Origin of the sequence: Chroococcidiopsis sp., from assembly GCF_051657925.1 — a bacterium.
In the GTDB taxonomy this organism is placed as follows: domain Bacteria; phylum Cyanobacteriota; class Cyanobacteriia; order Cyanobacteriales; family Chroococcidiopsidaceae; genus Chroococcidiopsis.
In genome coordinates this window covers 1-25,449 of the sequence record NZ_JBOFLP010000098.1, presented here as the reverse complement: position 1 = coordinate 25,449, position 25,449 = coordinate 1, and the positions used below count along the sequence as shown (strand labels likewise).

Here is a 25,449-nt window from a genome sequence, read left to right as displayed (position 1 = left end):
GTCTCTACTAAATATTCCGTGCTACTCCAACGTCGTTGACTTTTGCAGGTAGAATGATGCCGTAATATAAAGCGGCAACTGCTGTTAAACCGTTCAACAAAACGTTGCCACCAAAAATTGGCATTAGCCCAAATACTGTATTGGCCGCAGGAATGACTCCTAAAAGAGCAATTAAGATGTAGGAAACAGCAAAAAAGCGGTTAAATACACGCGCACTACTAGCACTGGTATAGGAAGCAATACCAAAAATTCCTACAGCACAATGGACTAAATTGTGTAAGAAATTGGTAGGAAATATCCCAAATAAATAGCCAAATCCGGCAGAATATGCTCCTGTTGCAACATCTGGTGGAACATATGAGGCGTTGGTTCCAGGTAGGTGAACGAAAGCTGGAATAAAGCCAGCAATACCGAGAATCAAAAAAGTCATTCCGAGAACTAGAGCGCAATAACGCTCTGCCATGTTCGTTCTCTCCATTTTCATGGCATCCATACTCGCTATTTCTCCCGTCACTAAGTACAAATTCTTGTTATTGAAAAGGTCAACCTCTATATTCTCTAATTCACCTTAAGATAACTGCGATCGCACTCTATCCAAAGATAGGGATGGGAGAATTCGGAATTCGGAGTTAAAAAGCTTTTTAAAATCGTAATATAGGTCTGCACAAAGGAAGACGATCTTATGGTGACTACAGAGGTAGCTGTTTTGTCATTACTCAAACGTACAGTTTTAAATTCCCGCACCAAAATCCATAATTCGTTCTACAGTCAAATCTAAATTAGGGAAGAATTGGGAAATGATGCGATCGCTGCCTGTAAAACTCGTAAAGCGGTATTCGGTTTCAACCAGAATACTTTCAGAAGCAAATAACTGTCCGATTGAAATTGTTGGTTGCAAAATTTTGGGATTGCGTCTATCTGGATATCTATCGAGATGAAAGAGCGGATCGATAATCCACAACTCTTTGACTCCAAAGGCTGCATACCAAAGGGGTTTAGTTCTATAATCATCTTCCCAATTGGTACTAACAATTTCGATGGCGATGCTAGGAGGTTCTTTAAGTACTGCTTGGGTTTGGGTTTGGCGATTCCAATCGTCTCTATCTACGGCAATTAAGTCGGATTTGCGTGTATCTTTCGTGCCTAATGCGAGTACTGGCTGGGGATGAATGAGTAATCCTAGATTGGCTCGCATACTTTCTAAACTAAGAGAGACTAATAACCCAGTGCGGAGATTTTCATGCTTTCCAGAAGGTTGTGCCATCGGTACTAGTATCCCATTAATCAGCTCGTACTCCCCGTCTTCTGGCAAATCCAGTTCTAGAAACTCTTCAACCGTGTAGGTTTGCAATTGGCGATCTGTAAGCATAGGACAACCCTCCGCAGGAGATACTTTATTTTGGCATTGGTCACTTTTCAGTAACCAGTGACCAGTGACCAGTGACCAGTGACCACGTACCACTCACTACACCCTACACCCCACACCCCACACCCTACACCCTACACCCCACACCCTACACCCCACACCCTGCTCGTGCGCTCCCTGCTCCCTGCTCGTGCGCTCCCTATTCACTGATAACTGACTAATGTAAAATCTATAAAGCCTGCATCCACAGCTGATTGTGCCTTATCAGCCTAGCGTTACTCTCTGTATCAATCCTAGTGACCCCCAGCATCCACACGTCCAAGCAGGGGGAAACAAGTTTTGTACGACTTGCGGCGCGCCGATCGCGTTGCGAGAGCGTTATATTCCACTCAAAAAATTAGGAACGGGTGGATTTTCTGTAATTTACACCATTTGGGATCTGCAAACTCAGACCGAACGAGTGTTGAAGATTTTGCTAGAAAATGGCGCTAAAGCAAGACAATTGTTTCAGCAGGAAGCAGCAATCTTAACCAGCCTCAACCATCCTGGCGTTCCTAGAGTCGAGCCAGACGGCTATTTTCACCTACCCGCCAGCAATTCCAAGCGGGATCTATTTTGTTTGGTCATGGAAAAAATCGACGGTCAGACTTTAGAGGCTATCCTCGACAAGTACGACCGAGGTTGTCCAGAAGAAATGGTTCGAGATTGGTTCGGACAAGCTTTAGAAATTCTACAGGTATTGCACAGCAGGCAGATCATCCACCGCGACCTGAAACCCTCAAATTTAATGCTACGTCAAGAAACAAATCGACTAGTATTGATCGATTTTGGTGGAGCCAAAAAAAGGCGATCGCGCCAGCATTCCGTGTCAGCCGCAGATAGCTCAACTCGACTCTATTCTCCTGGCTACAGCCCTCCAGAACAATCTTCGGGACGGGATGTGGAACCAGCTGCCGATTTCTATGCTTTGGGTAGAACAACAATTGAATTACTCACTGGTCAGCCTCCCTCTGAGTTGGAAGATCCCGTAACCAAGGAGTTGAGTTGGCGACATTTAGTCCAAGTTAGCCCAGCATTTGCCGATCTCCTGGATGAATTAGTGCAGGAAGATGCCCGCCTGCGCCCAACTAGTGCTACGGCGATCGAACAAAGGTTATTACAAAGTCCACCGACCAAAACGCAACCATCTGTATATCAAGCAATTCATCAACTGAGTTTGAATGGCTGGAAGCGATCGCAACTCATAGCTACCTACTTAACTCACCGCTTAGCGCAAATTAGCAAACAGCGATCGCCCCAACTTGTGAATCAAATGCATCAGATTGCTGCGCGAACGACGAATTTGTTCGCTGAAACCATTAGGAAGCAATCGCCGCCATCAACCTTTCAAACTCACAATACTGCCCCCCAGGGATCGCATACTCTACGACAAGCAACCCAGCGCAGACTATCGACAAGCCGCTTTGCGTCTATACCATTTGTTACCAAGATCGCTAGAAGCCTAACAAATATAACTCGTTCTCTATGGCGATTGACTACCCAAGTAGGACACGCTGGAATAGATACTATCCGAGCAATTGTGTGGAGCGCGATCGCGGCTGTTGTCGGAACTAGTATCGGCTTTATCTTTGGTTATTTTTCTCCCTTGGGAATCGCAGTCAATAGCTTCCTAGTAGAATACCTACCCCAACTGATGACAGACTCTCAAATTGCCACAGAAGCAGAATCGATCGTGTTTGCATCGGCGGGGTTATTTACAGCCGCAGGATTGACCGCACTGGGAGTTTTTGACCAACGACGACACTATTTAATGTCTGCTTTATTAGGTGCTAGCGGTTATGTTTTGGGCTGGTTGTGTTGGACTTTAATTACGCCTTACATTGGAATTTGGAGCTTGCCTGCAACTGTCTGCGTGGCGATCGCCTTTCTCGTCTCCGGCTTGGGTTTGCGCCGTCATCGCTTTTTTCATGCCACCGTTGCTGCTGTTAGTACGGCGATCGTCTTTACTATTCTGATTCGGCTCAATCTTTTCCCAGCCCTAATTTTTCATCTTAGTCCGCAACCAAGTTGGTTTGAGCTTCAGTTGTATGCTACCTTTTTTGGCGCGATCGCCGCGATCTCTAGTTGCTGTCTGGGGATTAGCCACTACATCCTTATTCCTTGCTGGCGTTGGTTGCAGCGCTAAAGAGAGCAAGAGGCAGAATCTGAAAAAGATTTCTTCTGTCTCCTGCCCTTTACAATTGCATACCTAGACACAAGCCTTACCGCACGCTGCTATTGCTGGCATTCACGAAATTCTCTCGAACCTCCTCCAGTTGGTTCTGGGATCTGATTGGACTCGCAAAATATTCCAGCTCTATCGGTGTTAGAGCCAGGAGTTGAGGTTTGCGATTCAGGGGTAGACGTATCGCTAGCATCGGGGCTAGTCGTAGCATCAGGACTCGTGGTTTCGGGCGTACCTGCATCAGGAGTTACGTCAGGCGTAGTCGTTCCCTCTGGACTCGTACCTGGCGCGGGGCTAGTTGCATCGGGTGTAATTGCATCCGGTGTGGTTGCATCGGGTGTAGTTGCATCGGGTACAGTCGTATCCGGTGTAGTTGTATCCGGTGTAGTCGTTCCTTCTGGGCTTGTACCAGGCTCAAGTGTCCCTGCGGGTGGAGTTGTTTGACTATCGGGAGTAGTAGGTACTTCCTGGGTTTGAGCTTGTAATAAGACTGAGGTTTGTGGCTTTGCTTGAGCTGAGAAACCGCCTACAAGCAATAGGGCGAGAACAGAACCACCTGTCAAAAACTGTTTGAGCATATTTTACTGTCTCCTTTGCTTTAGCTGTCGTGCCAGAAATATAGAAATTCTTAGCTCAGCTTGGCATTTCTGAGTTTATTGCCACCTGTACCATAATGTAGATTTGGTATTTTTGGCTACCGATGTAGTCGATACAAAAATTTCTGTAATAAAAATTACTTTTTACTATCAAAGTCTATTTTTCAACTACAACAAACAACGAATCCTAGTATAAAAAATTACTTAAATTTGCTCGCAGACAAAGTTACATAAATAATAACTAGCCAACTCAATAAAGGTATTATGGTTATTTATAAAAAGAGCTAATAACTACCCGCAACTCACGGCTCACAACTCACTGTATGGTTTATGACATCTCAGAAAACTAATCCGCCAGATCCAGCAACGACAACTCAAGAAACAAAAATATCAGAAGCATCTGGATGGCTGCGACTATGGCGATCGCAGCAGGAAAACATTCGCCTAGTCGCGATCGCTCTAGTTATGGCGCTGATAATCCGCATTTTTGTCGCGGAACCACGCTATATTCCCTCAGATTCGATGATACCCACCTTACATACAGGCGATCGCTTGGTAGTCGAAAAAGTTTCGTATTGGTTTCACCCGGCTGAAACAGGCGACATTGTAGTATTTGAACCACCTGCACAGTTGCAAAGCATGGGTTATCACAAAAACCAAGTTTTTATCAAACGAGTTATCGGTCAACCAGGGGATACCGTCAGCGTGAAGAACGGTCGAGTTTATCTCAACGGGCGATCGCTCTCGGAAGATTATATTGCCGAACCGCCTGCTTATCAACTCAACTCAGTCCAAGTTCCAGCAGGAACTTACTTCGTCATGGGAGACAACCGCAACGATAGTAATGACTCTCACGTTTGGGGCTTTTTACCCCAAGAAAATATTATCGGTCGTGCCGTATTCCGCTTCTTCCCCTTCGATCGCATGGGATTTATCTCAAGCTAACGCGGTTTTCAGGCAAAACAAAAAGTTAGCTAGTCTCTTGGCGTGGAATGCTGGGGATTCAAGCTTTTAGACTCTGGCGAAAGCTAGAAGGAGTTGTCGCAGTATGTTTTTTAAAGAAGCGAGAAAAGTATGCTGCATCGTTAAAGCCAAGTCGAAAGGCAATTTCCTGCACGGATTCAGTCGATCTCGACAGCATTGCTTGGGCTTCGGATAGCGTTTTTTCAATCATCCAGGCGTTGACAGATTTACCCGTTTTGCTTTTAATCACCGTACTGAAATAACCAGGGTGAAGATGCTGCGCTTGGGCAAAGTCCTGCACTCGATATGGGCGATCGAGTTTTCCCATCGCGAGATCGCGAAAATGAGCTTCCAAGTTGCGCTTGAATGTCATGACAATCTCTGAACCCGTTTGTGATTCAGCCAAAGGATTATAGGTATTCCAAAAGCGCTCTTTAATTTTGAGTAGCAGTACAACTATCAAACTGCCAATAATTTTGAATTTGTAGGCAGAATCCGATTGGTATTCTTGTAAAAGTTGCGTTCCCAAGTCGTCAAAAATTTGAAAAACTTCGCGATCGGGATAGTGCGGTGGCACAATCTCAGCAATTAAAAACGGAAAATCATCAAAAATATTTTCATGGACGTATTGCTTCAGAAATGTTTCTGAAAACGTAATCACGTAGCCATGCGATAGTTCGTAAATCTTAAATCCCTTAACGTGACCGGGATTAGTAAAGTAAATCGTCCTGTCCTTTATTTCGTAAGATTGACCATCAAGAATGTAGCGACCTCGCCCTTTACGAATCAGCAAGATCGAGTAATAGTTAGCGCGAAATAGGGGAGACTCGACCGGCACATTGCTATGAACTAGCTCAAGCTGATGAATCGTAAAATCAACGTCTTGTTTTAGGGTTCCACCCATTGATGCATAAAACTCAGACATGGAGTTGTAAGCTTTAATCGCATCAGACATTGGCATACTCCACTATTTCAAAGTCTGCCTTAATTGTACTTTGTCGGGTATAGGTTGATACGAATAAGCAAACAAAGTCCGCCGGTGCGGACTCATGGAAAATTAAGGGTGTTGAACCCGCGTTGTTTTGACTCCTCGCATCCTGAAACCACAATCGAACGCCTAGTCACCTAGTCGCGCGTTTATTGTCAAGTCAGGTTTTTTGTCTGAACCAGGCGATCGCACCGAGGCTAACGGCGATCTGCAGGATACGTACTCGATGCGTACACAATTAAGAGAACGCATAATAAAAAAGCTGCTAATAAACCGAATAAAACTCCAGTTGCAGTTGAAGCGAATTGCCCTTCACCGTAGGCAAAATAATAGATGTGATGCATGAAACTACCTCAAACTCAAAAATTTTGATGCGATCGCAGCAAGGCGATCTATCCGAGTTTCTACCAACCTACATGAATACCTCGAACCATGAGTGAGGCATTGGCAAGCTCCAAAATGATTAATAAAAACAAGAAAAACATCAGCATTAAACCTACCATTAACGGTGTTGTACCCCAACCAGGGGCAACCTTACCAGCTTCCGAATTAAAATTTCTGAAAAAGTACTGCACGGGGGCAGTTTTTTTAGGTTGATATTTTGGTTGTTGCATAAATGAGGGGTGAGGAGTAAGGGGTGAGGAGTAAGGGGTGAGGGTTTGTAGAGACGTTACATGTAACGTCTCTACAGGAATGCTACATAGCAGGTTCTCTGGTTCCAGCCATAGCTGCAACCGGTACTTTCTTGCGTGTAGAAAGGTCTCCTACCTTCTGGAAGACACCAAACTCTACCTGTTCGTCCAAACCAGGATCGATCCCAGCAAAGACATCGCGGAAGATAGCGCGGGAACCGTGCCAAATATGCCCGAAGAACCACACTAAAGCAAAGCAACAATGGAAAAAGGCAAAGAATCCTCGATTGCTGGTGCGGAATACGCCGTTAGAATTATAGGTTTCGCGATCGAAATCAAAGACTTCACCAAGTTGAGCTTGACGGGCAAATTTCTTGACGGTGCTTGGTTCTGTATATGTTTGACCGTCTAATGTGCCGCCCACAAAGCTAACAGTAACGCCTTTTTGCTCGAAGCTATACTTAGCTTCTGCTCTGCGGAAAGGAATATCGGCGCGGACGACATCATCTTTGTCTGTCAAAACGACTGGGAAGGTTTCAAAGAAATTTGGCATTCTGCGCACGGTTAATTCTCTTCCTTCGCCATCTTTAAAAATGGCATGACCGAGCCAAGTTTTGGCGACTCCATCTCCATCCACCATCCGACCGACTCGGAACAAACCGCCTTTTGCCGGACTGTTGCCAACGTAATCGTAAAACGCTAGCTTTTCAGGAATTTCTGACCAAGCTTCCGAGAGGCTTTTACCTCCAGCTAGATCGGATTGAACGCGGCGATCGATCTCTTTTTTGAAGTAATTTTGATCCCATTGAAACCGAGTTGGTCCCCATAATTCAATAGGAGTGGTAGCAGTGCCATACCACATCGAACCGCAAGCAACAAAACCAGCGAAAAAGAATACTGCCAACCCGCTAGCAAGAGCGCCTTCAATATTACCCATTCTCAAGGCTTTGTACAGTACCTCTGGCGGTCGAGTCACGATATGGAACAATCCGCCGATAATACCGACAATCCCCGCCGCAATATGGTGCGCCACCACACCACCAGGATTGTAAGGATTAAAGCCTTCTGCTCCCCAGACAGGCGCAACGCCTTGGACGTGACCAGTCAATCCATACGGATCGCTGACCCACATCCCAGGACCAAAAATTCCCGTTAAGTGGAAAGCACCAAAACCAAAACAGAGTAACCCTGCTAACAATAAATGAATGCCAAAAATTCTGGGAAGATCTAACACTGGCTCGTTTGTTTTGGGGTCGAAAAATGTCGCTAGATCCCAATAAACCCAATGCCAACAAGCAGCCAGAAACTCTAATCCTGAGAAAATAATATGGGCGATCGCCACAGTTTCAAACGTCCAAAAACCAGGATCGGCGACCGATTCACCCGTAATACTCCAACCTTGCCAAGAATTAGTCACCCCCAAGCGAGCCACAAAAGGCATTAAAAAACATCCCTGTCGCCACATTGGGTTTAAAACTGGATCGCTAGAGTCGTACAATGCGAGTTCAAATAACAGCATGGAACCAGCAAAACCCGCACACAGAGCGTTATGCATTAGGTGAACGGCAATGAGTCGTCCTGGGTCGTTTATGACCGATGTATGCACTCGATACCAAGGTAATCCCATTAATTATGCTCCTTTTTCAGTTATTCAGTTATCAGTTGTCAGTTGTCAGTTGTCATTCGTCATTCGTCATTTGTTAGCAGAGAGTTTTGACTTTTGACTTTTCACTCACTCGTCACTTGTTAAACAAAAAGTTGGAGGTATGTTCCCGTTATTGAATTAGGGAAAAAGTATTTTATTCCAATCAAAAACAAAATCAGAATGAATAACAGAGTCAAATCAATTATGGGATCGACAATTTTTTTCTGAACTATTTTTTGCATAGCTTTCGACCGAGAAAAAATGATTTAACAGGGAAATATTAAATTTTTACAAGTTTTGCAAAATTGACAATTTTTTATGCTGTGACTAACAAGCCATAACACTCTCATTTGAATGACCAGAGATTTATAGGGTTGCCACTAGCCATCAGTCGCTGATTCAGCCGAAATACAAACAACAAATGACCAATGACAACTAAAGAAAAGGGGAAGAAGCCAGAACAATCTTCTTCCCGCTGCGCTCCAAACTTGTCTAGTCGAGCGGGGGCATAGATAAGACTGGTTCGTCTTCGCGATCGATGCCTCTTTCAAAACCAGCAGCCGCAGCTCTAGCGCGTCCGGCGTGCCACAAGTGACCGACTAGAAATAGAAAAGCGAAAACAAAGTGAGCTGAAGCCAGCCAAGCGCGGGGAGAAACGAAGTTGAAAGAATTGATCTCCGTTGCTACACCACCTACTGAGTTGAGAGAACCCAGAGGTGCATGAGTCATGTACTCAGAAGCACGACGAATTTGCCAAGGTTGAATGTCATATCTGATTTTCTCCAGGTCGAGTCCGTTGGGACCGCGTAGTGGCTCTAACCAAGGACCGCGAAAGTCCCAAAATCGCATCGTTTCACCACCAAAGATAATTTCTCCCGTAGGCGATCGCATCAGATATTTACCCAATCCCGTCGGACCTTGGGCTGAAACCACGTTTGCCCCCAACTGCTGGTCGCGTACCAAGAAATTTAATGCTTGCGCTTGCGATGCTTCTGGCGCAGTGGGTCCATAAAACTCGCTGGGATAGGCAGTGTTATTAAACCAAATAAAACAGGCAGCAATTAAAGCTTGTCCAGCTACATTTCCCAGACTTTGAGAGAGGTAAGCTTCACCCGACCAGATGAAAACGCGCTCCGCCCACTTAAATGGCTTAGTTAAAACGTGCCAAATACCACCAGCAATCAAAATTCCTCCCATCCAAATGTGACCGCCAACTATATCTTCCAGGTTGTTGACGCTGGCAATATTACCCGCACCACCAGTAAAACCTTTGAAGAGATAGCCAAAAATGATTCTGGGGTCGAGGGTGGGATTGGTCACGACACGGACATCGCCGCCGCCTGGAGCCCAAGTATCGTACAAGCCACCCAAATACATAGCTCTAGCGACTAACAAGAGCGCTCCCAAGCCCAGAGCAATCAGATGATATCCCAAGATGCTCGTGACCTTATCTTTATCAGTCCAGTCAAAATCGTAGAAACCTGCTAGCCTTTCCGGTCCTTTAATCGAGTGATAGACACCACCAAAACCAAGAACAGCCGAGCCGATTAGATGTATGGCGGCGATCGCAAAAAATGGGAAAATATCAACGACTTGACCACCTTGCCCAACACCAAAACCCAAAGTAGCAATGTGGGGCATCAAAATTAAACCCTGCTCGTACATCGGTTTTTCCGGTACGTAGTGGGCAACTTCAAACATTAGCATTGCGCCTGCCCAGAAAGCCACTAATCCAGCATGGGCAACGTGAGCGCCTAAAAACCGACCGGACAAGTTGATAAACCGTGCATTTCCAGCCCACCAAGCATATCCAGTAGACGCTTCATCCCGTCCTTCTCTGGGCGTATCGACATTAGTTGTCGTTGTAATCGAGCGATCGAAAGGTGTTTCCATTATTAGTTATTAGTTATTAGTTGTTGGTTGTTGGTTGTTGGTGAATAGTCATTTGTCATTTGTCAATAACTAGTTTTGACTTCTAACTTTTGACTTTTGACTTCTTTCCCTAGTCCCCAGCCCCTAACTCCTAGTCCCTCCTAAAGGGCATTTCCACGCGGTAAGACTTCTTCGGGGAATTGGAATTTTTCGTGAGGTTGGTCTTGGGGTGCTAACCAAGCTCTGGCTCCCTCGTTGAGGAGAATATTCTTGGTGTAGAAAGTTTCAAATTCTGGGTCTTCTGCGGCACGCAATTCTTGAGAAACAAAGTCGTATGCCCGCACGTTAAACGCTAAACCTATCATGCCAATTGCACTCATCCACAAACCCGTGACGGGAACAAATAACATGAAGAAATGCAGCCAGCGTTTGTTAGAGAAAGCGATGCCAAAAATCTGCGACCAATAGCGGTTAGCCGTGACAAAAGAATAGGTTTCTTCTGCTTGGGTAGTAGAAAATCCCCGAAAAGAATTAAAGCCTTTGGTGTCTCTATATAGAGTATTTTGTACCGTAGCCCCATGAATTGCACATAACAAAGCACCTCCCAAAACGCCAGTTACACCCATCATGTGAAATGGATTGAGCGTAAAGTTGTGAAAAGCTTGGAAAAATAGTAAGAAACGGAAAATTGCGGCAACTCCAAAAGAAGGAGCAAAAAACCAACTGGATTGTCCTAACGGATAGATCAAAAAGACACTGACAAAGACGGCGATTGGAGCGGTGAATGCGATCGCATTGTAGGGGCGGATGCCTACAACTCTCGCAATTTCCATCTGCCGCAAACAAAAACCAATTAAGCCGAAAACACCATGTAAAGCGACAAAATTCCACAAGCCACCGATTTGACACCAACGGGTGAAATCCCAGTTGGCTTCTGGTCCCCATAAAAATAGTAGAGAGTGACCCATGCTATCGGCTGGAGTGGAGACAGCAGTAGTGAGAAAGTTACAGCCTTCTAGATAAGAACTGACAACACCGTGGGTATACCAGGAGGTCACAAAGGTAGTGCCAGTAAACCATCCGCCAATTGCCATATAAGAGCAGGGAAAGAGCAACAAACCAGACCAGCCGATAAAGACAAAGCGATCGCGCTTCAGCCAGTCATCGAGTACACCGAACCATCCCCACCCAATTGGGGTAGATCGAATTGCTATAGTCATATGTCAAGTTCCTATTTTTGAATGGGTAATTGGTGATTGGTAGTTGGTAGTTGGTAGTTGGTCACTACTAGTTTTTGACTTTTGACTTTTAACTTTTGACTTTTCCCTAACTCCTAACTCCTAACCCCTTTTTTATTGCCAGTCTGTTCGACCGTTATTTTGAAAATAGGGTGCGCCAGGAGAGGAAATGACCTGCAAAATGAGGTCGAAGTAAGGAATGACTTCGGCTGCATCTTCTGGTGTTAGCATGGCGTTAACTTCTGCTTTGACGCAAAGCATATATTGGCGCACATTTTCTAAGGGGATGCCGACGCTGTTGTAGAGTTCTTTCATCCCAATTAAGCCAATTTCCTCTAACGGTTTTTCATTTCCGGCTAGCAGGCAATAACTCACCAGACGGATGTACCACCCGATATCCCGCATGGCTGCCTCAGTTTTACGGGCATTGCCGCTATTACTGGGAGTTCTGGGGCAGATCTTCCAAAATTTTTGCGTTGCTCGTTCGACAATCTTTTTTTCGTTCTGTGCTAGAACTTTCGCCAGACGGATACGCTCTGTTCCTGTTTTATAGAAATTTTGCAGGGCGCGAATTTCACCAGGAGTAGGATAGCGTACCTCTTCATCAGCGTTCAGAATCACTTGCTTGACTATACTCATAGCTCTCCTCTAAGCTCTCTTCTGGTGTACTGTTGCGATCGCCTACTATTTCCGCATGTCTCATCTCGGTTGCTCCGTTCGATCGCCCATCGCTGGTAATTTGATTCAGAATCGGTTGTTCGACAAACTGAGATAGTGCTGCCCAATTCGCTTTTCTCGGGTTGTATTTATCGGGAACAGTTTCTGCTGCTTGCTCGCGCCTTAACTGATTTTCGTGACGCGGCGATCGCATCAAGTAACCCCTTGCAGTGACGTAGCGTTCGTAAGGCACTGTATTTTCTCCAAAACACTCTAAGTATTCGGGACTGTCGATAATGGCATCGATCAGCGCGTAGAAGCCTCTCGTGGCGCAGATCTCATAGTAGCGATTCATTTCTTGTCGTCCGTAGGTGGGACGACCCATCAACCGTCGATGGATGTATTCAATTGCCTTCGTTACGTAAAGCGAATCCCAATATAAGCTACGGAATACTTTCGACTTGGCTAACTGCCGCACGAACTCCCGCACGCTAATTTCGCCCCCTAGCAGCTTCGATTCAGCACTGGATAGCGGTTGCCGCTGACCTTCATATAAAGAGCGACCGAATACCTGCCGATAGGCTCCTTCAATAAATGCTGGGGATGAGTGGTGCAGAAGATTAACGCTAGGACCCTGATGCCCTGGCTGACTCACGCCGTTTGATTTCCCGTTGGCATGATGCACGGGTTCTAGCTTCAGTACCCTAGTACCCAAGGAGCCAGGAACTTTACCCAAAGCATTACCGTTGAGCTTGTCGGGACTACCTGCACCAGAACCGATCAGAATTCGGCGCGTATCCTTGTTAAAAAATGCAGGTTGGGGGCGAGGATTGCGGGTTTCATCGGGGAAAATTGCCCCAAACTGAATTTCTAGCGGGTCGTTACCGCAACCGTAAGGATGCTGTTCGGGTAGGGGTTTCTGGTAACTACCGAATAGAGTAATAAACTGAGGGACTTTCCGCACTGGAGCGCTGTATTTAAATAAGTCTAGCTGCGGTCCCCAGTTGCGGCATTCTTGCGCTTCTTGACCCAATCCCCGCAAATACGGTACTGTCTCTTCACCAAAATAATCGCTGTACTCCGCAGAATCGACAAACGCATCGACCAAGGCAGGCAAACCACCTTTAGTCATGACATCAAAGTATGCCTGAAATTCCTCGCGACTGCTCAATCCGCGTCCCAAGAAGTGCCGCGCTGCCAGTTCGATCGCCCGACTGATAGTAAAAGGTTCGTAGAATAATTTGCGGTAGAGGCGAGATTTACCTAAACGGCGCACGAATTCTTTAACTGAGATGTTTCCACCGATGAGCTGAGATTCTAACTCGGCTTTCTGAGTAAACCCATAAGTGTCAGTCACATCGCGCTCGAATACATGACGATAAATCGCTGCGATCGCCTCTTGTTTCTGCGTTAGCGTCGCTCCCTGCTTGAAAACAAACTTCGGTCGCACTTCTGCTGACATTGAATAACTTTGCGGCAGTTGCAATCCTTGTTGGTCGTTGGAAACACCAATTCTGACTTGATTTGAGGGTTTATCGGTCAGATATTCGGCAATCAGTAAGTCAAAGTATCCCTTGACTAATGCCGTTGCCTCCGCATCCTCTAAGAAATAGTCGAGCGACTGTCGCCGCATTGCCCGCAGTGCCACAATAGTAGCTTCTGTGACATCTTCTGGAATTACGCCGCGCAAGCCCCTGACATTAACACTCAAAATGCTGCCATCACCCGCCACAATTGCATAGGTGATATAGCGTAAAAACCAAGCCAAATCCCGCAGCGATCGCTTCATCCTGACTGCACCATAGCGAGACACGTTGATGAAGCGAAAACCACCAGGCAAAGGATCTTGATTATTAAATAAGTCGCGAAAACGCTGCAACCAACCACTCAAAGGATTGCTGTAATATGCAACTTCTTGGATTTTTAAAGCCTCTTTGACCATCACAGCACCAGCTTTTCTTCTAGCAGCCGTGAGAAAATCTTCACCGATATAATAACCAGAACCAGGCAATCCAATCTTTTCTTTCGGCTTTTCTAAATAAGCCATCGGCGAACCGCCAACAAAAATTCGATTAGCCCCAGCTAACACGATTTCATCAGCATGTTGAGTCAGCGTGTTGGCAATTTCTAACAATTTCACGCCCGAACTGAAAAAATCAGCGAGTTCTTGTAGTTCGGTATTTTTTAAACAACGGTCTTGTTGTACCGCATGAGAAATCACTGCAACTGGGACAGTATGATATCGTTGCGGTTGAGTTACCGGACTTCCACCACTTGCTTTTACACTCATTTTTAAAGGGGTTAGGAGTTAGGGGTTAGGGGTTAGAAGGAAGAAGAAAAGTTTTGACTTTTAACTTTTAACTTTTGACTTTCTAAGGAGTCATTCCCTGAATCAAACAATCAAAATACGGTGTGACTTCAGCAGCATCTTCCCGACTTAAAAGGTCTAAAGTCACTTCTTTTAGACAACGAATGCATTCCACCCAATTTCTTAAAGGAATTTCTAGGGATTCGTACATTTCTTTTACACCTACAATTCCGATGTCTTTGAGAGGTTCAATATCCCCCACAATCACTGTATAAGCAATTAGGCGGATATACCAATCTTGATCGCGCAAACAAGATGCCCGATAAGTTCTATTACCGCTATTACTTGGCGTGTCGGGACAGCATTCCCAAAACTTCAAACTACCTCTTTCAACAATTTCTTTTCTGTTTTCAATTAGAGTTGTAGCGATTCGCAAACGATTTTCTCCGCCATTATAGAAGTCGCGAATTGTCCGCAACTCCCCAGGACTTAAATAACGAGCTTCGCGATCGGCGCTAGCAATTGCTTTGGTGATGATACTCATAAGAAAGGGGTGAGGGGTGAGGGGTGAGGGGTGAGGGTAAGTCAAAAGTCAAAAGTTAAAAGTTAAAACTAGCTATTCACCAATGACTAATAACTAATGACTAATGACTAATGACTAATGACTAATGACTAATTAACTCAAACCAGCAGCAATATGGTCAAAATAAACACCCATTTCTCTGCCTGCATCGGCACCAACTAAACTAGTGACAACTTCTTTCATGGCTTGTACGGAGCGAATTGTTGCCCCAATTGGCACGCCTAAAGAGTTATAAGTTTCTCTTAAACCGTTGAGAATGCGCTCGTCTAAAATTGAGGTATCACCAGCTAACATTGCGTAGGTGGCATAGCGCAAAAAGTAATCTAAATCGCGCACGCAAGCAGCATAGCGACGACAAGTATACATATTACCACCAGGAGCGGTGATATCTGTATACAGCAAAGATTTTGCTACTGTTTTGGTGACAATGTTTTTAGCATTTGCACTGACTGCGATCGCAGTTTTTGCCCGCATATCACCACTTTGAAAGTAGTTTTGCAACCTATCTAAAGAAGATGGATCTAGATACTTGCCTTGAACGTCAGAGGAATTAATTAAAGCAGTAATTGCGTCTTGCATGAAATTGTCTCCTTAATTTTGGTAATGGGTAAGTCAAAAGCCGAAAGTCAAAAGTCAAACAAATAGAAGCTAGAAGCTAAACTTTACCAATGACAAATGACAAATGACAAATGACAAATGACGAATCAAGAAAGCGATCGCATCACGTAGTCAAAATATGCGGATACTTCTAAAGCATCTTCTTCGCTCATAAGCGATAGTGCTTCTTCTTTCAAACAGCGCATACATTCAACTATGTTTCTGAGCGGAATTTCGAGGTTGTTGTACATCTCTTTGATGCCAATCGTGCCGATTTCTTCTAGAGGTTTTTCGCTACCTGCTAATACGGAATAGGCGATCAGACGAATATACCAACCTTGATCGCGCTGGCAAGAAGCTGTTTTGCGTTCGTTACCGCTATTGCTAGGAGTATTGGGAACCCGCTCCCAAAATCTCGCGCTACCATTTTGAACGATTCTTTGCTCGTTTTCTGCTAATATTTTGGCGATCCGAATTCTCTGTTCGCCTGTTTTAACAAAATTTTGATAGACCTGAATTTCTTTTGGTGCAGGATAGCGAGATTCACTATCAGCATTCAGAATTAATTCGGTAACAATGCTCATTGTTTTCTCCTAAAAATTGCTAAGTCATTTTGTCAAGTTGGTTTGAGTAAAATTGGCAAGCCAATCGGAAAGTCAAAAGACTTGCCAATAAATAGCCAGAGGATAGCTAAATGAGTGCTGAACTTGCGATCGCCTGTGGTGCAACTTCACCAATCGCTGGCGCTTTGAACGCTACTGGAACGGCATCGCCACAAGCAAGATCTAGGGGGAAGTTATGAGCATTGCGTTCGTGCATGACTTCAAACCCTAGATTTGCCCGATTTAATACATCAGCCCAGGTAGGTAACACGCGACCTTGCGAGTCGAGGACTGAGTTATTGAAATTAAACCCGTTGAGATTAAATGCCATCGTACTGATACCCAGTGCCACAGCCCAAATACAAACCACGGGCCAAGCTGCTAAAAAGAAGTGCAAAGAGCGGCTGTTGTTGAAGCTGGCATACTGGAAAATCAGACGACCGAAATAACCGTGGGCGGCGACAATGTTGTATGTCTCCGATTCTTGCCCGAATTTGTAGCCGTAGTTTTGCGATTCGCTATCGCTTGTTTCGCGAATTAAGCTGGATGTCACCAACGAACCATGCATGGCGCAGAACAACGAACCTCCCAGCACTCCTGCGACTCCCAACATATGGAAGGGATGCATCAGAATATTGTGTTCGGCTTGGAAGACAAACATGAAATTGAAAGTACCGCTGATGCCCATTGGCAGACCATCAGAGAAGCTACCTTGTCCGATGGGATAAACTAAGAACACCGATGATGTGGCAGCAACGGGAGCGCTATAGGCAACGACAATCCACGGACGCATCCCCAAGCGATAGGACAACTCCCATTCGCGCCCTGCATAACAACACAGAGCTGGAATGTAGTGAAAACCTATCATCTGATAGGGTCCACCGTTGTACAGCCACTCATCCATCGAAGCTGCTTCCCAAATAGGGTAAAAGTGCAAGCCAATGGCGTTAGACATCGGCACTACGGCTCCAGTGATGATGTTATTGCCGTAGAGTAAAGAACCTGCTACTGGCTCGCGGATACCATCAATATCTACAGGTGGTGCTGCGATAAAAGCGATGGTAAAGACGCAAATGGAGACTCCTAAAAGGGGAATCATCAGCACGCCAAACCAGCCAATATATAACCGATTTTCCGTGCTAGTCACCCAATTACAGAACCTTTCCCACGCAGGGACGCGGTTTAATTGACGCTGTAAAACTGTAGTCATATGTCAGTTATCAGTTATCAGGTGTCAGTTATCGTAGGGGCGGGTTTTGACCAAAAATTTTTGGCTGTGGCTATGAATCTATTTGCTAAATCCGCCCGTACAAGGGTCAGTTGACAGTTATCGTAGGGGCGGATTTAGCTAAAGATTGACGGCTAAAGGCGATGAATCTGTATTCAAAACCCGCCCGTACAGGAATCAGGAGATAGAAGAGAGCTGAGGGAACTGAGGAAGCAATTAAACTCAACCCATACACCCCACACTCTCTTTCTTCACGCACCACGCACCACTCCTTACAAGTCAGTAGGGAACTGGTGCAACTGGCGATCGCGTGCCATATCTATGCCTAGATTTGCAAGCGCGATCGCGTCTGCCCATGTATTTACCGTTCTGCCTTGGCTCTCGATGTGGGTCGGCTCGAAGTTCAACTTTTCAAAGTTGAATGCTGCAATGTCAACCCCTAAAGCCGCAGACCAGATTCCTGCTACTGGAAAAGCTGCTAGGAAAAAATGCAATCGGCGCGAGTTGGGAAAGCTAGTTCCCCGCCAAATTAACCGCCACAAGTACAGTTGAGCTGCCCTAAAACTGTAGGTCGGGCGCTTTTGACCGAGCTTGTATCCGGCATTGGTCGATTCGCTCAATTCATCGATGCGATCGCCATTCGTACGGATCAAGGTAGAAGTCACTAAGGAACCATGCATGGCACATAAGAAAGCACCACCCAAAACTCCGATGACTCCCAAGACGTGAAAAGGACTCATGAGAATGTTATGGTCTGCTTGAAACCGCAACATAAAGTTGAAAGTCCCAGAAATTCCCAGTGGCATTCCTGCTGAGAAGCTACCTTGTCCGACTGGATAGACTAAGAAGACCGAAATTGAAGCCGCAACAGGCGCAGTAAATGCTAAAGAAATCCAAGGTCGCATTCCCAAGCGGTAGCTCAATTCCCATTCGCGATCTTGATAGCAAATAATTCCGATCAAGAAATGCAGCACGATCAGTTGATAAGGTCCACCGTTGTAGAGCCACTCATCTAAGGAAGCTGCTTCCCAAAGTGGATAAAAATGCAGTCCGATCGCCGCTGATGTTGGTACGACAGCAGCCGTAATAATGTTATTGCCGTCTAGTAGAGAGCCAGTAATCGGCGAACTCATACCGTCCATATCTACTGCTGGTGCGGCAATAATGGCAATGATAAACACGCTGGCTGCTGTCAGCATACAGGGAATCATTAGTACTCCAAACCAGCCGATATATAGCCGATTTTCAGTACTAGTCACCCAATTACAAAAGCGATCCCAAATACTAGTGCTTTGGCGTTTTTTTAATTCATTAGTGACTGGGATCTGTTCAGTAGGATCGCCACGAGTTGGAGTCGCGATCGCACTGTCTGTCTTTGACACCATGAGAATAGATGTTTAATAAAGGGCGAGAAATTTCCCACCGCAACAGCGTTTTAATCCTGATGCGATGGGTGACTTTTTGGAGTCGAATCAAAGCAATCAAAGTAGGAGCAACAAAACTTGTTGGACGTTGATTGTGTTTGAGAATAGGGAAAAAACCTGAAGAACCAATGAAGAAATGAAGTTTGTTTACAAAAAGTAATAATTTTACCAAGAAAACGCTCGCGCGATCGCTTGCCTTGAAGTTGCGATCGCCCTTACTATCAGATGCTTGCAACTCAATGTTATTGTTAGCAACAACGTCCAAAAAGTCTTTCGTTAGCAAATGAGCATTAACTCACTAAAAAATAAATTTAGGTAAAGACATATTAATTTTATTGAACAAAAGCAGACTAAAATTAGAGATTTGTGAATAATATTTGTCAAATAAGAAACACTGTTTACTGAATCTATCGTGAGAAAAACTACCCAACAAATTTATTTACTCGGAGGTATTAACACTTAGCATCTCAACAGCCAAAATTGTAGAACTTAATTTGGATAGACGTTTTGGCTATAAGCTTTCTAGCAATTAGATCCATGACAGCAGATTAAACTGTAACAAAAGCAACATAACTGTCGTTTTGCAACTGCTAGCTGAGGAATTTGGATATTTCGTAAGAAGTATTGACTGTTAGTAATTCTTGGCTAGCTATAGGAATCCGGTTTGATTTATGAACTTACTTGTGAAGATAGGGAAGAGGGAGAAGTCGTAAGTCATAAGTCGTAAGTCGTAACACGCATCTCTCACTAACCAACTACCAATTATCAACTACCAATTACCAATTACCAATTACCAACTCACTTATTCAATAGGTGATACAAAATGAGAATTTTACTCGTAGAAGACGACGAATCTGTTGCTAAGGCTTTAAGAAATGTGCTTCAGCAGCAAAACTATGTCGTCGATACTGCAACTGATGGTCAGACTGGGTGGGATCTCATTCAAACTTTCACCTATGACTTAATTTTGCTAGATGTGATCCTGCCTAAACTTGACGGTATTAAACTTTGTCAACGATTGCGCGATCGCAAATATCAAACCCCCGTGCTATTAATTACGGCGCAAGACTCTAGCGATCGCAAAGTGATGGGATTAGATGCAGGCGCAGATGATTATCTCGTCAAACCTTTCGATCTGCCAGAATTACTGGCTCGAATTCGCGTACTGTTGCGACGACAAAGTAAACCAATCCTACAAGCTTTAGAGTGGGGAGACTTACGGCTACAATGCGGGACGTGCGAGGTGACATATGGCGATCGCGTCTTGCATTTGACACCGAACGAATATCGTCTGCTAGAGCTTTTCCTGCGCCATCCTCAGCTCGTCTTAAGCCGTGGTGAGATTTTAGATCGAGTTTGGGCAGTTCCAGAAGCCCCTAAAGAAGACACGGTGACAGCTCATATTAAAGGTTTGCGACAGAAATTGAAACAAGTCGGCGCACCTGCCGATTTAATAGAAACAGTATACGGTCTGGGTTATCGCCTGAAACAACCCGCACCGACAACTAAAAAAACAAAACTGCGCGGCGCGTCTTTACCTCAAAACCAGGACTCGATCCAGCAGCAGACAAAAGCAGCCTTGGCAGAAGTTTGGGAAAAACTCAAACATCAAAGTAGCGATCGCGTTGCCTTGTTAGAGCAAGCAACCATATCCTTACTAGACAACAAGCTCACAGAAGAATTGCGCGAAAAAGCGCGACAAGCAGCACACAAGTTAGCAGGAGCGTTGGGTATTTTTGGGTTTACCAAAGGTTCGCGGTTGGCAAAACATATCGAGGATATCTGGCAAGCAGACGTAATTTTAGACCGTAGTGAGGCACTGCACTTATATGAAATGGTGATGGCATTAAAACGAGAAATTCAACGACCTAGCCTGAGCCAGCTCGATCGCCCTTTACCGCGCCAGCAATCGATCGTCATGCTAGCAATTGATGGCGATGCCGGACTAGCAGAGCAAATCGTCAAGTTGGCTGCAACCGCAGGGATGGGAGTAAAAATTGCGCCGAATATATCGGCAGCAAAAGCAGCGATCGCCCATTTAGAAAAGTTCAATCGCCTATCTCCAGCCGATGTAGTCATACTCAATCTTTCCCTTGCCAATACCACCGCCGCAGATTTAGCCATTCTTGCCGAACTGACAAACCGTACTCCACCAATTCCAGTCTTACTGTGTACCAGAGGCGATCGATTAAGCGATCGGATCGAGCTGTCTCGTTTGGGCGTTCACGCTTTTTTACGACAACCCTTCAACCCAGAGGAGGTGCTAGCAGCAGTTACGAAATTGCAACAAACTCACTCTCATCCCACCAAAATTCTAGTTGTAGATGACGATCCAGAGATTCTGACGCTAATGCAAGCGTTATTAGAACCTTGGGGCATTCAGCTCAACACGTTGGAAGAACCATCGCGTTTTTGGGCAATTTTAGAAGAATTTGCCCCCGATATGCTTGTGCTTGATGTAGAAATGCCTCAGTTTAACGGCATCGATCTGTGTCAAATTGTGCGTAACGAACCACGTTGGCATAAACTACCCGTCCTCTTTCTTACAGCTCACACTGACGATCGCACCATACAACAAGTCTTTACCGCAGGTGCAAACGATTGTTTGAGCAAGTCGATTTTAGGTACGGAACTCGTGACTCAGATTTTTAATCGCTTAGGGCAAATGCGATTGATGCAGAGCATCCAGTAGTCATTGGTTATTGGTCATTGGTCATTGGTCATTTGTCACTGACAACTGTTCACTGGTTACTGGTCACTGCTCACTGATTACTGCTCGTGCGCTCCCTGCTCCCTAATAACTGTAGTCAAATGCAAACAAATCGTTCCCTGTCAAATTCTACTTGTGGAGCGAGCGAAGAACAGATCGCTTCGCTGGAAGTGTTGCTACATCGGATGATGAATCGCATTCGTCAATCTTTGGAGTTGCCTGCGATTCTCTCAGGAACTGTTGCCGAAGTGCGTGCCTTTTTGGGAACCGATCGCGTGATGGTTTATCGGTTCGATTTAGATGGTAGTGGCGAAGTCGTAGCAGAATCGGTGCAGGAAGAACGTTTGCCATCTTTACTGGGACAACACTTTCCTGCCGAAGATATTCCGCCCCTGGCGCGAGAGTTATTTCTCAAAGCGCGTCAGCGTTCGATTGTCGATGTGGCAGCACAGGAAATTGGCTCAAGTTCGTTGGATTGTCCAGTTACCGGAGTATCGCTTCCAGAAATTGACATCCGATTTCGCCCTGTCGATCCTTGCCATGTGGAGTATCTGACTTCGATGGGGGTGCAGTCTTCTCTAGTCGTACCGATCTTACATCGCGATCGCCTGTGGGGGTTGTTAGTATCCCATCACAGTTTACCGCGACAAGTTACAGACCGAGAGTTGCAGGTGGTGCAGTTGGTAGCAGATCAATTATCAATTGCGATCGCCCAAAGTACCTTGCTCGAACAAACTCGCATCCAAGCCCAACAAGAAGCCACGATTAACCGCGTGGCTAAATTATTGCATTCCATGACCGAGATGCAGTTACAGCAAGCGTTAGAGCTAACTATCTCGGCGCTGGGAGGGACGGGTGGCAGAGTTTATATTAGTCCTCAAAGACCAGGAACCGCAGCGCAGTTGTTGACTTGTGGCGAACAACCAATTTGGCGATCTGAAGCGGGATACCAGTTGTACCTGGAAGAATATCCGAGTTGGCGATCGTGGCTAGAAGCACAAACAACTGTTGATGACGATCGCTGTACTTGGGCGATCGCCGATTGGCACGGTCTAGAAATTCCTCCAGAATTAGCTTTAGCATGGTTTCCGGTACGAATTCGCGGTTTGCTGATCGTGCGCTTGCAGTACAGACAGCAAATCTTGGGTTATTTGAGCGTATTTCGGCGAGAAATTGAGATTGAAACCCTATGGGCGCGACGACCCGACCGGGACGATCCGCGCCACTTACGCCCGATTCAATCTTTTGAAACTTGGCGAGAATTAAAACAAGGGCAAGCGCAAGCCTGGACGAGTGCGGAAATAGAACTAGTGCAAGCTTTAGGTAGCCATTTTGCTCTGGCAATTCAGCAATATGAACTGTATTTACAAGTTCATGCCCTCAACGCCGATTTATCTCGCGACATTCAAGAACGCAAGCAAGCAGAGATTAAAATTTGTGCTTTAAATGCCCAATTAGAGCAAAGAGTCGAGGAGCGAACCGCAGAACTACAACGTGCTAATGTCGAATTACTCAGAGAAATTGGCGTGCGCGAACAGGCGCAAGCTTCCTTAGAACGCCTCAGCCGCCAAAATGAATTAATTCTCAACTCGGCAGGCGAAGGAATTTACGGTTTAAACGCTCAAGGCAAAATTACCTTTGTCAATCCCGCTGCCGCGAGAATGTTAGGATACCGAGTTAGAGAGCTAATTGGATCTAATTGCGATCGCGATTTAGAAATTCATGCCAGCTACTTTTTACCAGAAACGCGCGATCGCTCCAACGCTAAATTTATCCATGCCATCCTCAACCACTCCCAACCGGACGGCACGCCTTACACTTGGGAAGAAAGCCCGATTTACGCCACTCTCCAAACTGGAGCAGTACAATACATAAACAATGATATTTTTTATCGTCGCGACGGGTCAAAATTTCCAGTCGAATACGTTAGCACTCCAATTCGAGAACAGGGAAAGATTGTCGGTGCAGTTGTCATTTTTAAAGATATTACAGAACGCCAAATAGTCGAACGGATGAAGGATGAGTTTGTCTCAGTTGTCAGCCACGAACTGCGGACTCCCTTAACTTCGATTCGTACTGCTTTAGGATTGCTGGCGCGGGGTTTTTTAGAGACTCAACCAGCTAAACGACAGCGGATGTTAGAAATTGCGTTTGACAATACCAACCGTTTAGTCCGGCTCATTAGCGACATTCTCGACATCGAACGGATCAATTCTGGCAAAGTTATCATGCACAAACAGCTGTGCGATGCATCTGAGTTGATCGTCCAATCAGCAGAGGTGATGCAAGCAATGGCTGAGAAAGCAGAAATCGATCTGTGCGTCACACCAGTATCAGCAAAGTTATGGGTAGATCCAGACCGGATTGTGCAGACGTTGACTAACCTACTTAGCAATGCGATTAAATTTTCCTCCCCAGGATCTACCGTGTGGCTGAGTGCGGAATTAGGGAGCAGGGAGCAGGGAGCAGGGAGCAGGGGGGAGAAGAGAGCTGGGGGAGCTGAGAACACAGGAGGAGAAATCCACAATCCAAAATCCAAAACCCAAAATTCAAAAATCCCCGACCCCCTCGCTCCTCGCTCCTCGCTCCTCACCCCTCATATCACATTCCAAGTTAAAGACACCGGACGCGGTATTCCTGCTGATAAACTCGAATCAATTTTTGAACGCTTTCAGCAAGTCGATGCTTCTAACTCCGGTCATCAAGGCGGGACTGGTTTAGGATTAGCAATTTGCCGTAGCATCGTACAGCAACACGGAGGACAAATTTGGGTCGAAAGTGTTTTAGGAACAGGCAGTACTTTCTCCTTCACCCTACCCTTAGCGCAGAACAGTGACCAGTGACCAGTTATCAGTTATCAGTTATCAGTGACTAGTGACTAGTGACTAGTGGCTGGTGATGAGAGAAGAGTCTAACCACCAACCATTACCAATGACCAATGAACAATGACCAATGACCATGAAACGCATTTTAATCATTGATGACGAGCAGGATATTCGCGAAGCAACTCAAATTTGCCTGGAGATCTCAGGGGAATGGGAAGTGCTGACAGCTAGCTCTGGTGCAGAGGGATTGGTGACAGCTGCATCCGAACAGCCTGACGCGATTCTATTAGATGTGATGATGCCGGATATGGATGGATTAACCACATTCCAAGAGTTGCAAGCTCATCCTTTGACGCAAAATATTCCTGTCATTTTACTCACCGCTAAAGCTCAACCTGCGGAACAGAGGCAGTTTACACAAATTCAGGTAGCTGCGGTAATTACTAAGCCTTACGATCCTTTTACCTTGGCTAATCAAATCGAGCAAGTTTTGAGTGCTGCTCAATCATGAAACAATTTGGTACTTAAATAAATAATTATTCATATTGTTTTCCATGAGTTGAATTACGTAGTTTGTAGAGTTTTATAACTATATCTTTTTGCTTATATATTATCGACTATTTACATCCTTCATGGATTATTCATATTTTTCATCTACGCTACAAGATGAAACGCAGTCATGTCGTCTTTTGTCAATGTTCTTTGTTACTAGCTATTAGTCAATAGTGACGAACAAATGATAAATGATTCATGTACGGGTGGGTTTTGAGCCGAGATTTATTACTAAAGTAATAAATCTTTTGCTAAATCCGCCCCTACGACAACTGATAACTGATAACTGATAACTGATATTTGTGATTAATCGTGCATCTCGCCGTGTTTTACTGATTGAGAATGAGAATGCGATTCGAGAACTAGCTCAGCTTTGTTTAGAAATCGCTGCTGGCTGGGAAGTTTTGGTTGCCGATTCACGTTGCGAAATTGTTGTCTT

At 45.2% G+C, this 25,449-nt stretch carries 24 protein-coding genes; 6 read left to right on the top strand and 18 right to left on the bottom strand.

Features of this window, described 5'->3' with window-relative positions; translation table 11 throughout:
* Positions 1-7: 7 nt before the first annotated feature.
* Complete coding sequence (locus ACRC32_RS07375) at positions 8-478, bottom strand: DUF4383 domain-containing protein (RefSeq protein ID WP_438553364.1); 471 nt, start codon at positions 476-478, stop codon at positions 8-10.
* 252 nt (positions 479-730) lie between these two features.
* Positions 731-1,369, bottom strand: a complete 639-nt coding sequence (locus ACRC32_RS07370) for a Uma2 family endonuclease (protein ID WP_438553355.1) — start codon at positions 1,367-1,369, stop codon at positions 731-733.
* Positions 1,370-1,440: 71 nt separating this feature from the next.
* Here ACRC32_RS07370 and ACRC32_RS07365 point away from each other — a divergent pair, with 71 nt between their 5' ends.
* Both ACRC32_RS07365 and ACRC32_RS07360 read left to right on the top strand, forming a co-directional pair.
* Positions 1,441-1,587: a hypothetical protein gene (locus ACRC32_RS07365; protein ID WP_438553354.1), complete on the top strand. Its 147-nt coding sequence runs from the start codon at positions 1,441-1,443 to the stop codon at positions 1,585-1,587.
* Between the two features lie 35 nt (positions 1,588-1,622).
* Complete coding sequence (locus tag ACRC32_RS07360) at positions 1,623-3,551, top strand: protein kinase domain-containing protein (RefSeq protein ID WP_438553353.1); 1,929 nt, start codon at positions 1,623-1,625, stop codon at positions 3,549-3,551.
* An 89-nt stretch (positions 3,552-3,640) separates the two neighbouring features.
* Here the strand turns inward: ACRC32_RS07360 and ACRC32_RS07355 are convergent, their stop codons facing one another.
* Positions 3,641-4,168: a hypothetical protein gene (locus ACRC32_RS07355; RefSeq protein WP_438553352.1), complete on the bottom strand. Its 528-nt coding sequence runs from the start codon at positions 4,166-4,168 to the stop codon at positions 3,641-3,643.
* A 348-nt stretch (positions 4,169-4,516) separates the two neighbouring features.
* Between ACRC32_RS07355 and lepB the strand changes: the two genes are divergently transcribed.
* Positions 4,517-5,131 (top strand): signal peptidase I, encoded by a 615-nt coding sequence (lepB, locus tag ACRC32_RS07350; protein ID WP_438553351.1) that lies wholly within the window; start codon positions 4,517-4,519, stop codon positions 5,129-5,131.
* 58 nt (positions 5,132-5,189) lie between these two features.
* On the opposite strand, the gene ACRC32_RS07345 is transcribed toward lepB, so the two are convergent.
* The 15 genes from ACRC32_RS07345 to ACRC32_RS07275 form a co-directional block, all read right to left on the bottom strand.
* Complete coding sequence (locus tag ACRC32_RS07345; protein ID WP_438553350.1) at positions 5,190-6,104, bottom strand: helix-turn-helix domain-containing protein; 915 nt, start codon at positions 6,102-6,104, stop codon at positions 5,190-5,192.
* A gap of 230 nt (positions 6,105-6,334) precedes the next feature.
* On the bottom strand, positions 6,335-6,481 hold the full coding sequence (locus ACRC32_RS07340; RefSeq protein ID WP_015153123.1) for a hypothetical protein: 147 nt from the start codon (positions 6,479-6,481) through the stop codon (positions 6,335-6,337).
* A gap of 60 nt (positions 6,482-6,541) precedes the next feature.
* Entirely contained in the window at positions 6,542-6,751 is a 210-nt protein-coding gene (gene psbH, locus ACRC32_RS07335) for a photosystem II reaction center phosphoprotein PsbH (RefSeq protein ID WP_438553349.1), read from the bottom strand.
* An 82-nt stretch (positions 6,752-6,833) separates the two neighbouring features.
* Positions 6,834-8,396: a photosystem II chlorophyll-binding protein CP47 gene (gene psbB / locus ACRC32_RS07330; protein ID WP_438553348.1), complete on the bottom strand. Its 1,563-nt coding sequence runs from the start codon at positions 8,394-8,396 to the stop codon at positions 6,834-6,836.
* 510 nt (positions 8,397-8,906) lie between these two features.
* Entirely contained in the window at positions 8,907-10,307 is a 1,401-nt protein-coding gene (psbC, locus tag ACRC32_RS07325; RefSeq protein WP_438553347.1) for a photosystem II reaction center protein CP43, read from the bottom strand.
* Between the two features lie 140 nt (positions 10,308-10,447).
* On the bottom strand, positions 10,448-11,506 hold the full coding sequence (gene psbD / locus ACRC32_RS07320; protein WP_438553346.1) for a photosystem II D2 protein (photosystem q(a) protein): 1,059 nt from the start codon (positions 11,504-11,506) through the stop codon (positions 10,448-10,450).
* Between the two features lie 132 nt (positions 11,507-11,638).
* Positions 11,639-12,163: an allophycocyanin subunit alpha-B gene (apcD, locus tag ACRC32_RS07315; RefSeq protein ID WP_438553345.1), complete on the bottom strand. Its 525-nt coding sequence runs from the start codon at positions 12,161-12,163 to the stop codon at positions 11,639-11,641.
* Positions 12,129-14,471: a phycobilisome rod-core linker polypeptide gene (locus ACRC32_RS07310; RefSeq protein WP_438553344.1), complete on the bottom strand. Its 2,343-nt coding sequence runs from the start codon at positions 14,469-14,471 to the stop codon at positions 12,129-12,131. The genes apcD (ACRC32_RS07315) and ACRC32_RS07310 overlap by 35 nt, the downstream gene beginning before the upstream one ends.
* Before the next feature lie 82 nt (positions 14,472-14,553).
* Positions 14,554-15,033 (bottom strand): allophycocyanin subunit alpha-B, encoded by a 480-nt coding sequence (apcD, locus tag ACRC32_RS07305; protein ID WP_438553343.1) that lies wholly within the window; start codon positions 15,031-15,033, stop codon positions 14,554-14,556.
* A gap of 132 nt (positions 15,034-15,165) precedes the next feature.
* On the bottom strand, positions 15,166-15,651 hold the full coding sequence (locus ACRC32_RS07300; protein WP_438553342.1) for an allophycocyanin subunit beta: 486 nt from the start codon (positions 15,649-15,651) through the stop codon (positions 15,166-15,168).
* 125 nt (positions 15,652-15,776) lie between these two features.
* Positions 15,777-16,253 carry an allophycocyanin subunit alpha-B gene (apcD, locus tag ACRC32_RS07295; RefSeq protein ID WP_015153113.1) on the bottom strand — a complete coding sequence of 159 codons (477 nt, stop codon included), beginning with the start codon at positions 16,251-16,253 and terminating at the stop codon, positions 15,777-15,779.
* A gap of 106 nt (positions 16,254-16,359) precedes the next feature.
* Positions 16,360-17,481, bottom strand: coding sequence for a photosystem II q(b) protein (gene psbA / locus ACRC32_RS07290; protein WP_438553341.1), 1,122 nt, complete (start codon positions 17,479-17,481; stop codon positions 16,360-16,362).
* 106 nt (positions 17,482-17,587) lie between these two features.
* The gene (locus tag ACRC32_RS07285) at positions 17,588-17,761 is read right to left on the bottom strand and encodes a hypothetical protein (RefSeq protein ID WP_438553340.1); all 174 of its coding nucleotides are present in this window, start codon (positions 17,759-17,761) and stop codon (positions 17,588-17,590) included.
* A gap of 10 nt (positions 17,762-17,771) precedes the next feature.
* The gene (locus ACRC32_RS07280) at positions 17,772-18,884 is read right to left on the bottom strand and encodes a photosystem II q(b) protein (protein ID WP_438553339.1); all 1,113 of its coding nucleotides are present in this window, start codon (positions 18,882-18,884) and stop codon (positions 17,772-17,774) included.
* On the bottom strand, positions 18,829-19,206 hold the full coding sequence (locus ACRC32_RS07275) for a hypothetical protein (RefSeq protein WP_438553338.1): 378 nt from the start codon (positions 19,204-19,206) through the stop codon (positions 18,829-18,831). The genes ACRC32_RS07280 and ACRC32_RS07275 overlap by 56 nt, the downstream gene beginning before the upstream one ends.
* Before the next feature lie 540 nt (positions 19,207-19,746).
* Between ACRC32_RS07275 and ACRC32_RS07270 the strand changes: the two genes are divergently transcribed.
* The 3 genes from ACRC32_RS07270 to ACRC32_RS07260 all read left to right on the top strand — a co-directional run bounded on the left by ACRC32_RS07270 (position 19,747) and on the right by ACRC32_RS07260 (position 24,969).
* Entirely contained in the window at positions 19,747-21,615 is a 1,869-nt protein-coding gene (locus ACRC32_RS07270) for a response regulator (RefSeq protein WP_438553337.1), read from the top strand.
* A gap of 119 nt (positions 21,616-21,734) precedes the next feature.
* A complete protein-coding gene (locus ACRC32_RS07265; RefSeq protein ID WP_438553336.1) occupies positions 21,735-24,476 on the top strand; it encodes an ATP-binding protein in 2,742 nt (913 codons plus the stop codon).
* A 115-nt stretch (positions 24,477-24,591) separates the two neighbouring features.
* On the top strand, positions 24,592-24,969 hold the full coding sequence (locus ACRC32_RS07260; RefSeq protein WP_410500430.1) for a response regulator: 378 nt from the start codon (positions 24,592-24,594) through the stop codon (positions 24,967-24,969).
* The last annotated feature ends 480 nt before the right edge of the window (positions 24,970-25,449 follow it).

Bases quoted from the DNA above. Each gene is read 5' to 3' on its own strand.
- ACRC32_RS07370 (WP_438553355.1), bottom strand. From the start codon at position 1,369: ATGCTTACAGATCGCCAATTGCAAACCTACACGGTTGAAGAGTTTCTA.
- apcD (WP_438553343.1), bottom strand. From the start codon at position 15,033: ATGAGTATCATCACCAAAGCAATTGCTAGCGCCGATCGCGAAGCTCGT.
- psbH (WP_438553349.1), bottom strand. From the start codon at position 6,751: ATGCAACAACCAAAATATCAACCTAAAAAAACTGCCCCCGTGCAGTAC.
- ACRC32_RS07260 (WP_410500430.1), top strand. From the start codon at position 24,592: ATGAAACGCATTTTAATCATTGATGACGAGCAGGATATTCGCGAAGCA.
- ACRC32_RS07355 (WP_438553352.1), bottom strand. From the start codon at position 4,168: ATGCTCAAACAGTTTTTGACAGGTGGTTCTGTTCTCGCCCTATTGCTT.
- ACRC32_RS07340 (WP_015153123.1), bottom strand. From the start codon at position 6,481: ATGCATCACATCTATTATTTTGCCTACGGTGAAGGGCAATTCGCTTCA.
- apcD (WP_438553345.1), bottom strand. From the start codon at position 12,163: ATGAGTATAGTCAAGCAAGTGATTCTGAACGCTGATGAAGAGGTACGC.
- psbA (WP_438553341.1), bottom strand. From the start codon at position 17,481: ATGACTACAGTTTTACAGCGTCAATTAAACCGCGTCCCTGCGTGGGAA.
- ACRC32_RS07265 (WP_438553336.1), top strand. From the start codon at position 21,735: ATGCAAACAAATCGTTCCCTGTCAAATTCTACTTGTGGAGCGAGCGAA.
- ACRC32_RS07310 (WP_438553344.1), bottom strand. From the start codon at position 14,471: ATGAGTGTAAAAGCAAGTGGTGGAAGTCCGGTAACTCAACCGCAACGA.
- apcD (WP_015153113.1), bottom strand. From the start codon at position 16,253: ATGAGCATTGTTACCGAATTAATTCTGAATGCTGATAGTGAATCTCGC.
- ACRC32_RS07300 (WP_438553342.1), bottom strand. From the start codon at position 15,651: ATGCAAGACGCAATTACTGCTTTAATTAATTCCTCTGACGTTCAAGGC.
- ACRC32_RS07345 (WP_438553350.1), bottom strand. From the start codon at position 6,104: ATGTCTGATGCGATTAAAGCTTACAACTCCATGTCTGAGTTTTATGCA.
- psbD (WP_438553346.1), bottom strand. From the start codon at position 11,506: ATGACTATAGCAATTCGATCTACCCCAATTGGGTGGGGATGGTTCGGT.
- ACRC32_RS07270 (WP_438553337.1), top strand. From the start codon at position 19,747: ATGAGAATTTTACTCGTAGAAGACGACGAATCTGTTGCTAAGGCTTTA.
- psbC (WP_438553347.1), bottom strand. From the start codon at position 10,307: ATGGAAACACCTTTCGATCGCTCGATTACAACGACAACTAATGTCGAT.
- ACRC32_RS07375 (WP_438553364.1), bottom strand. From the start codon at position 478: ATGGAGAGAACGAACATGGCAGAGCGTTATTGCGCTCTAGTTCTCGGA.
- psbB (WP_438553348.1), bottom strand. From the start codon at position 8,396: ATGGGATTACCTTGGTATCGAGTGCATACATCGGTCATAAACGACCCA.
- lepB (WP_438553351.1), top strand. From the start codon at position 4,517: ATGACATCTCAGAAAACTAATCCGCCAGATCCAGCAACGACAACTCAA.
- ACRC32_RS07280 (WP_438553339.1), bottom strand. From the start codon at position 18,884: ATGGTGTCAAAGACAGACAGTGCGATCGCGACTCCAACTCGTGGCGAT.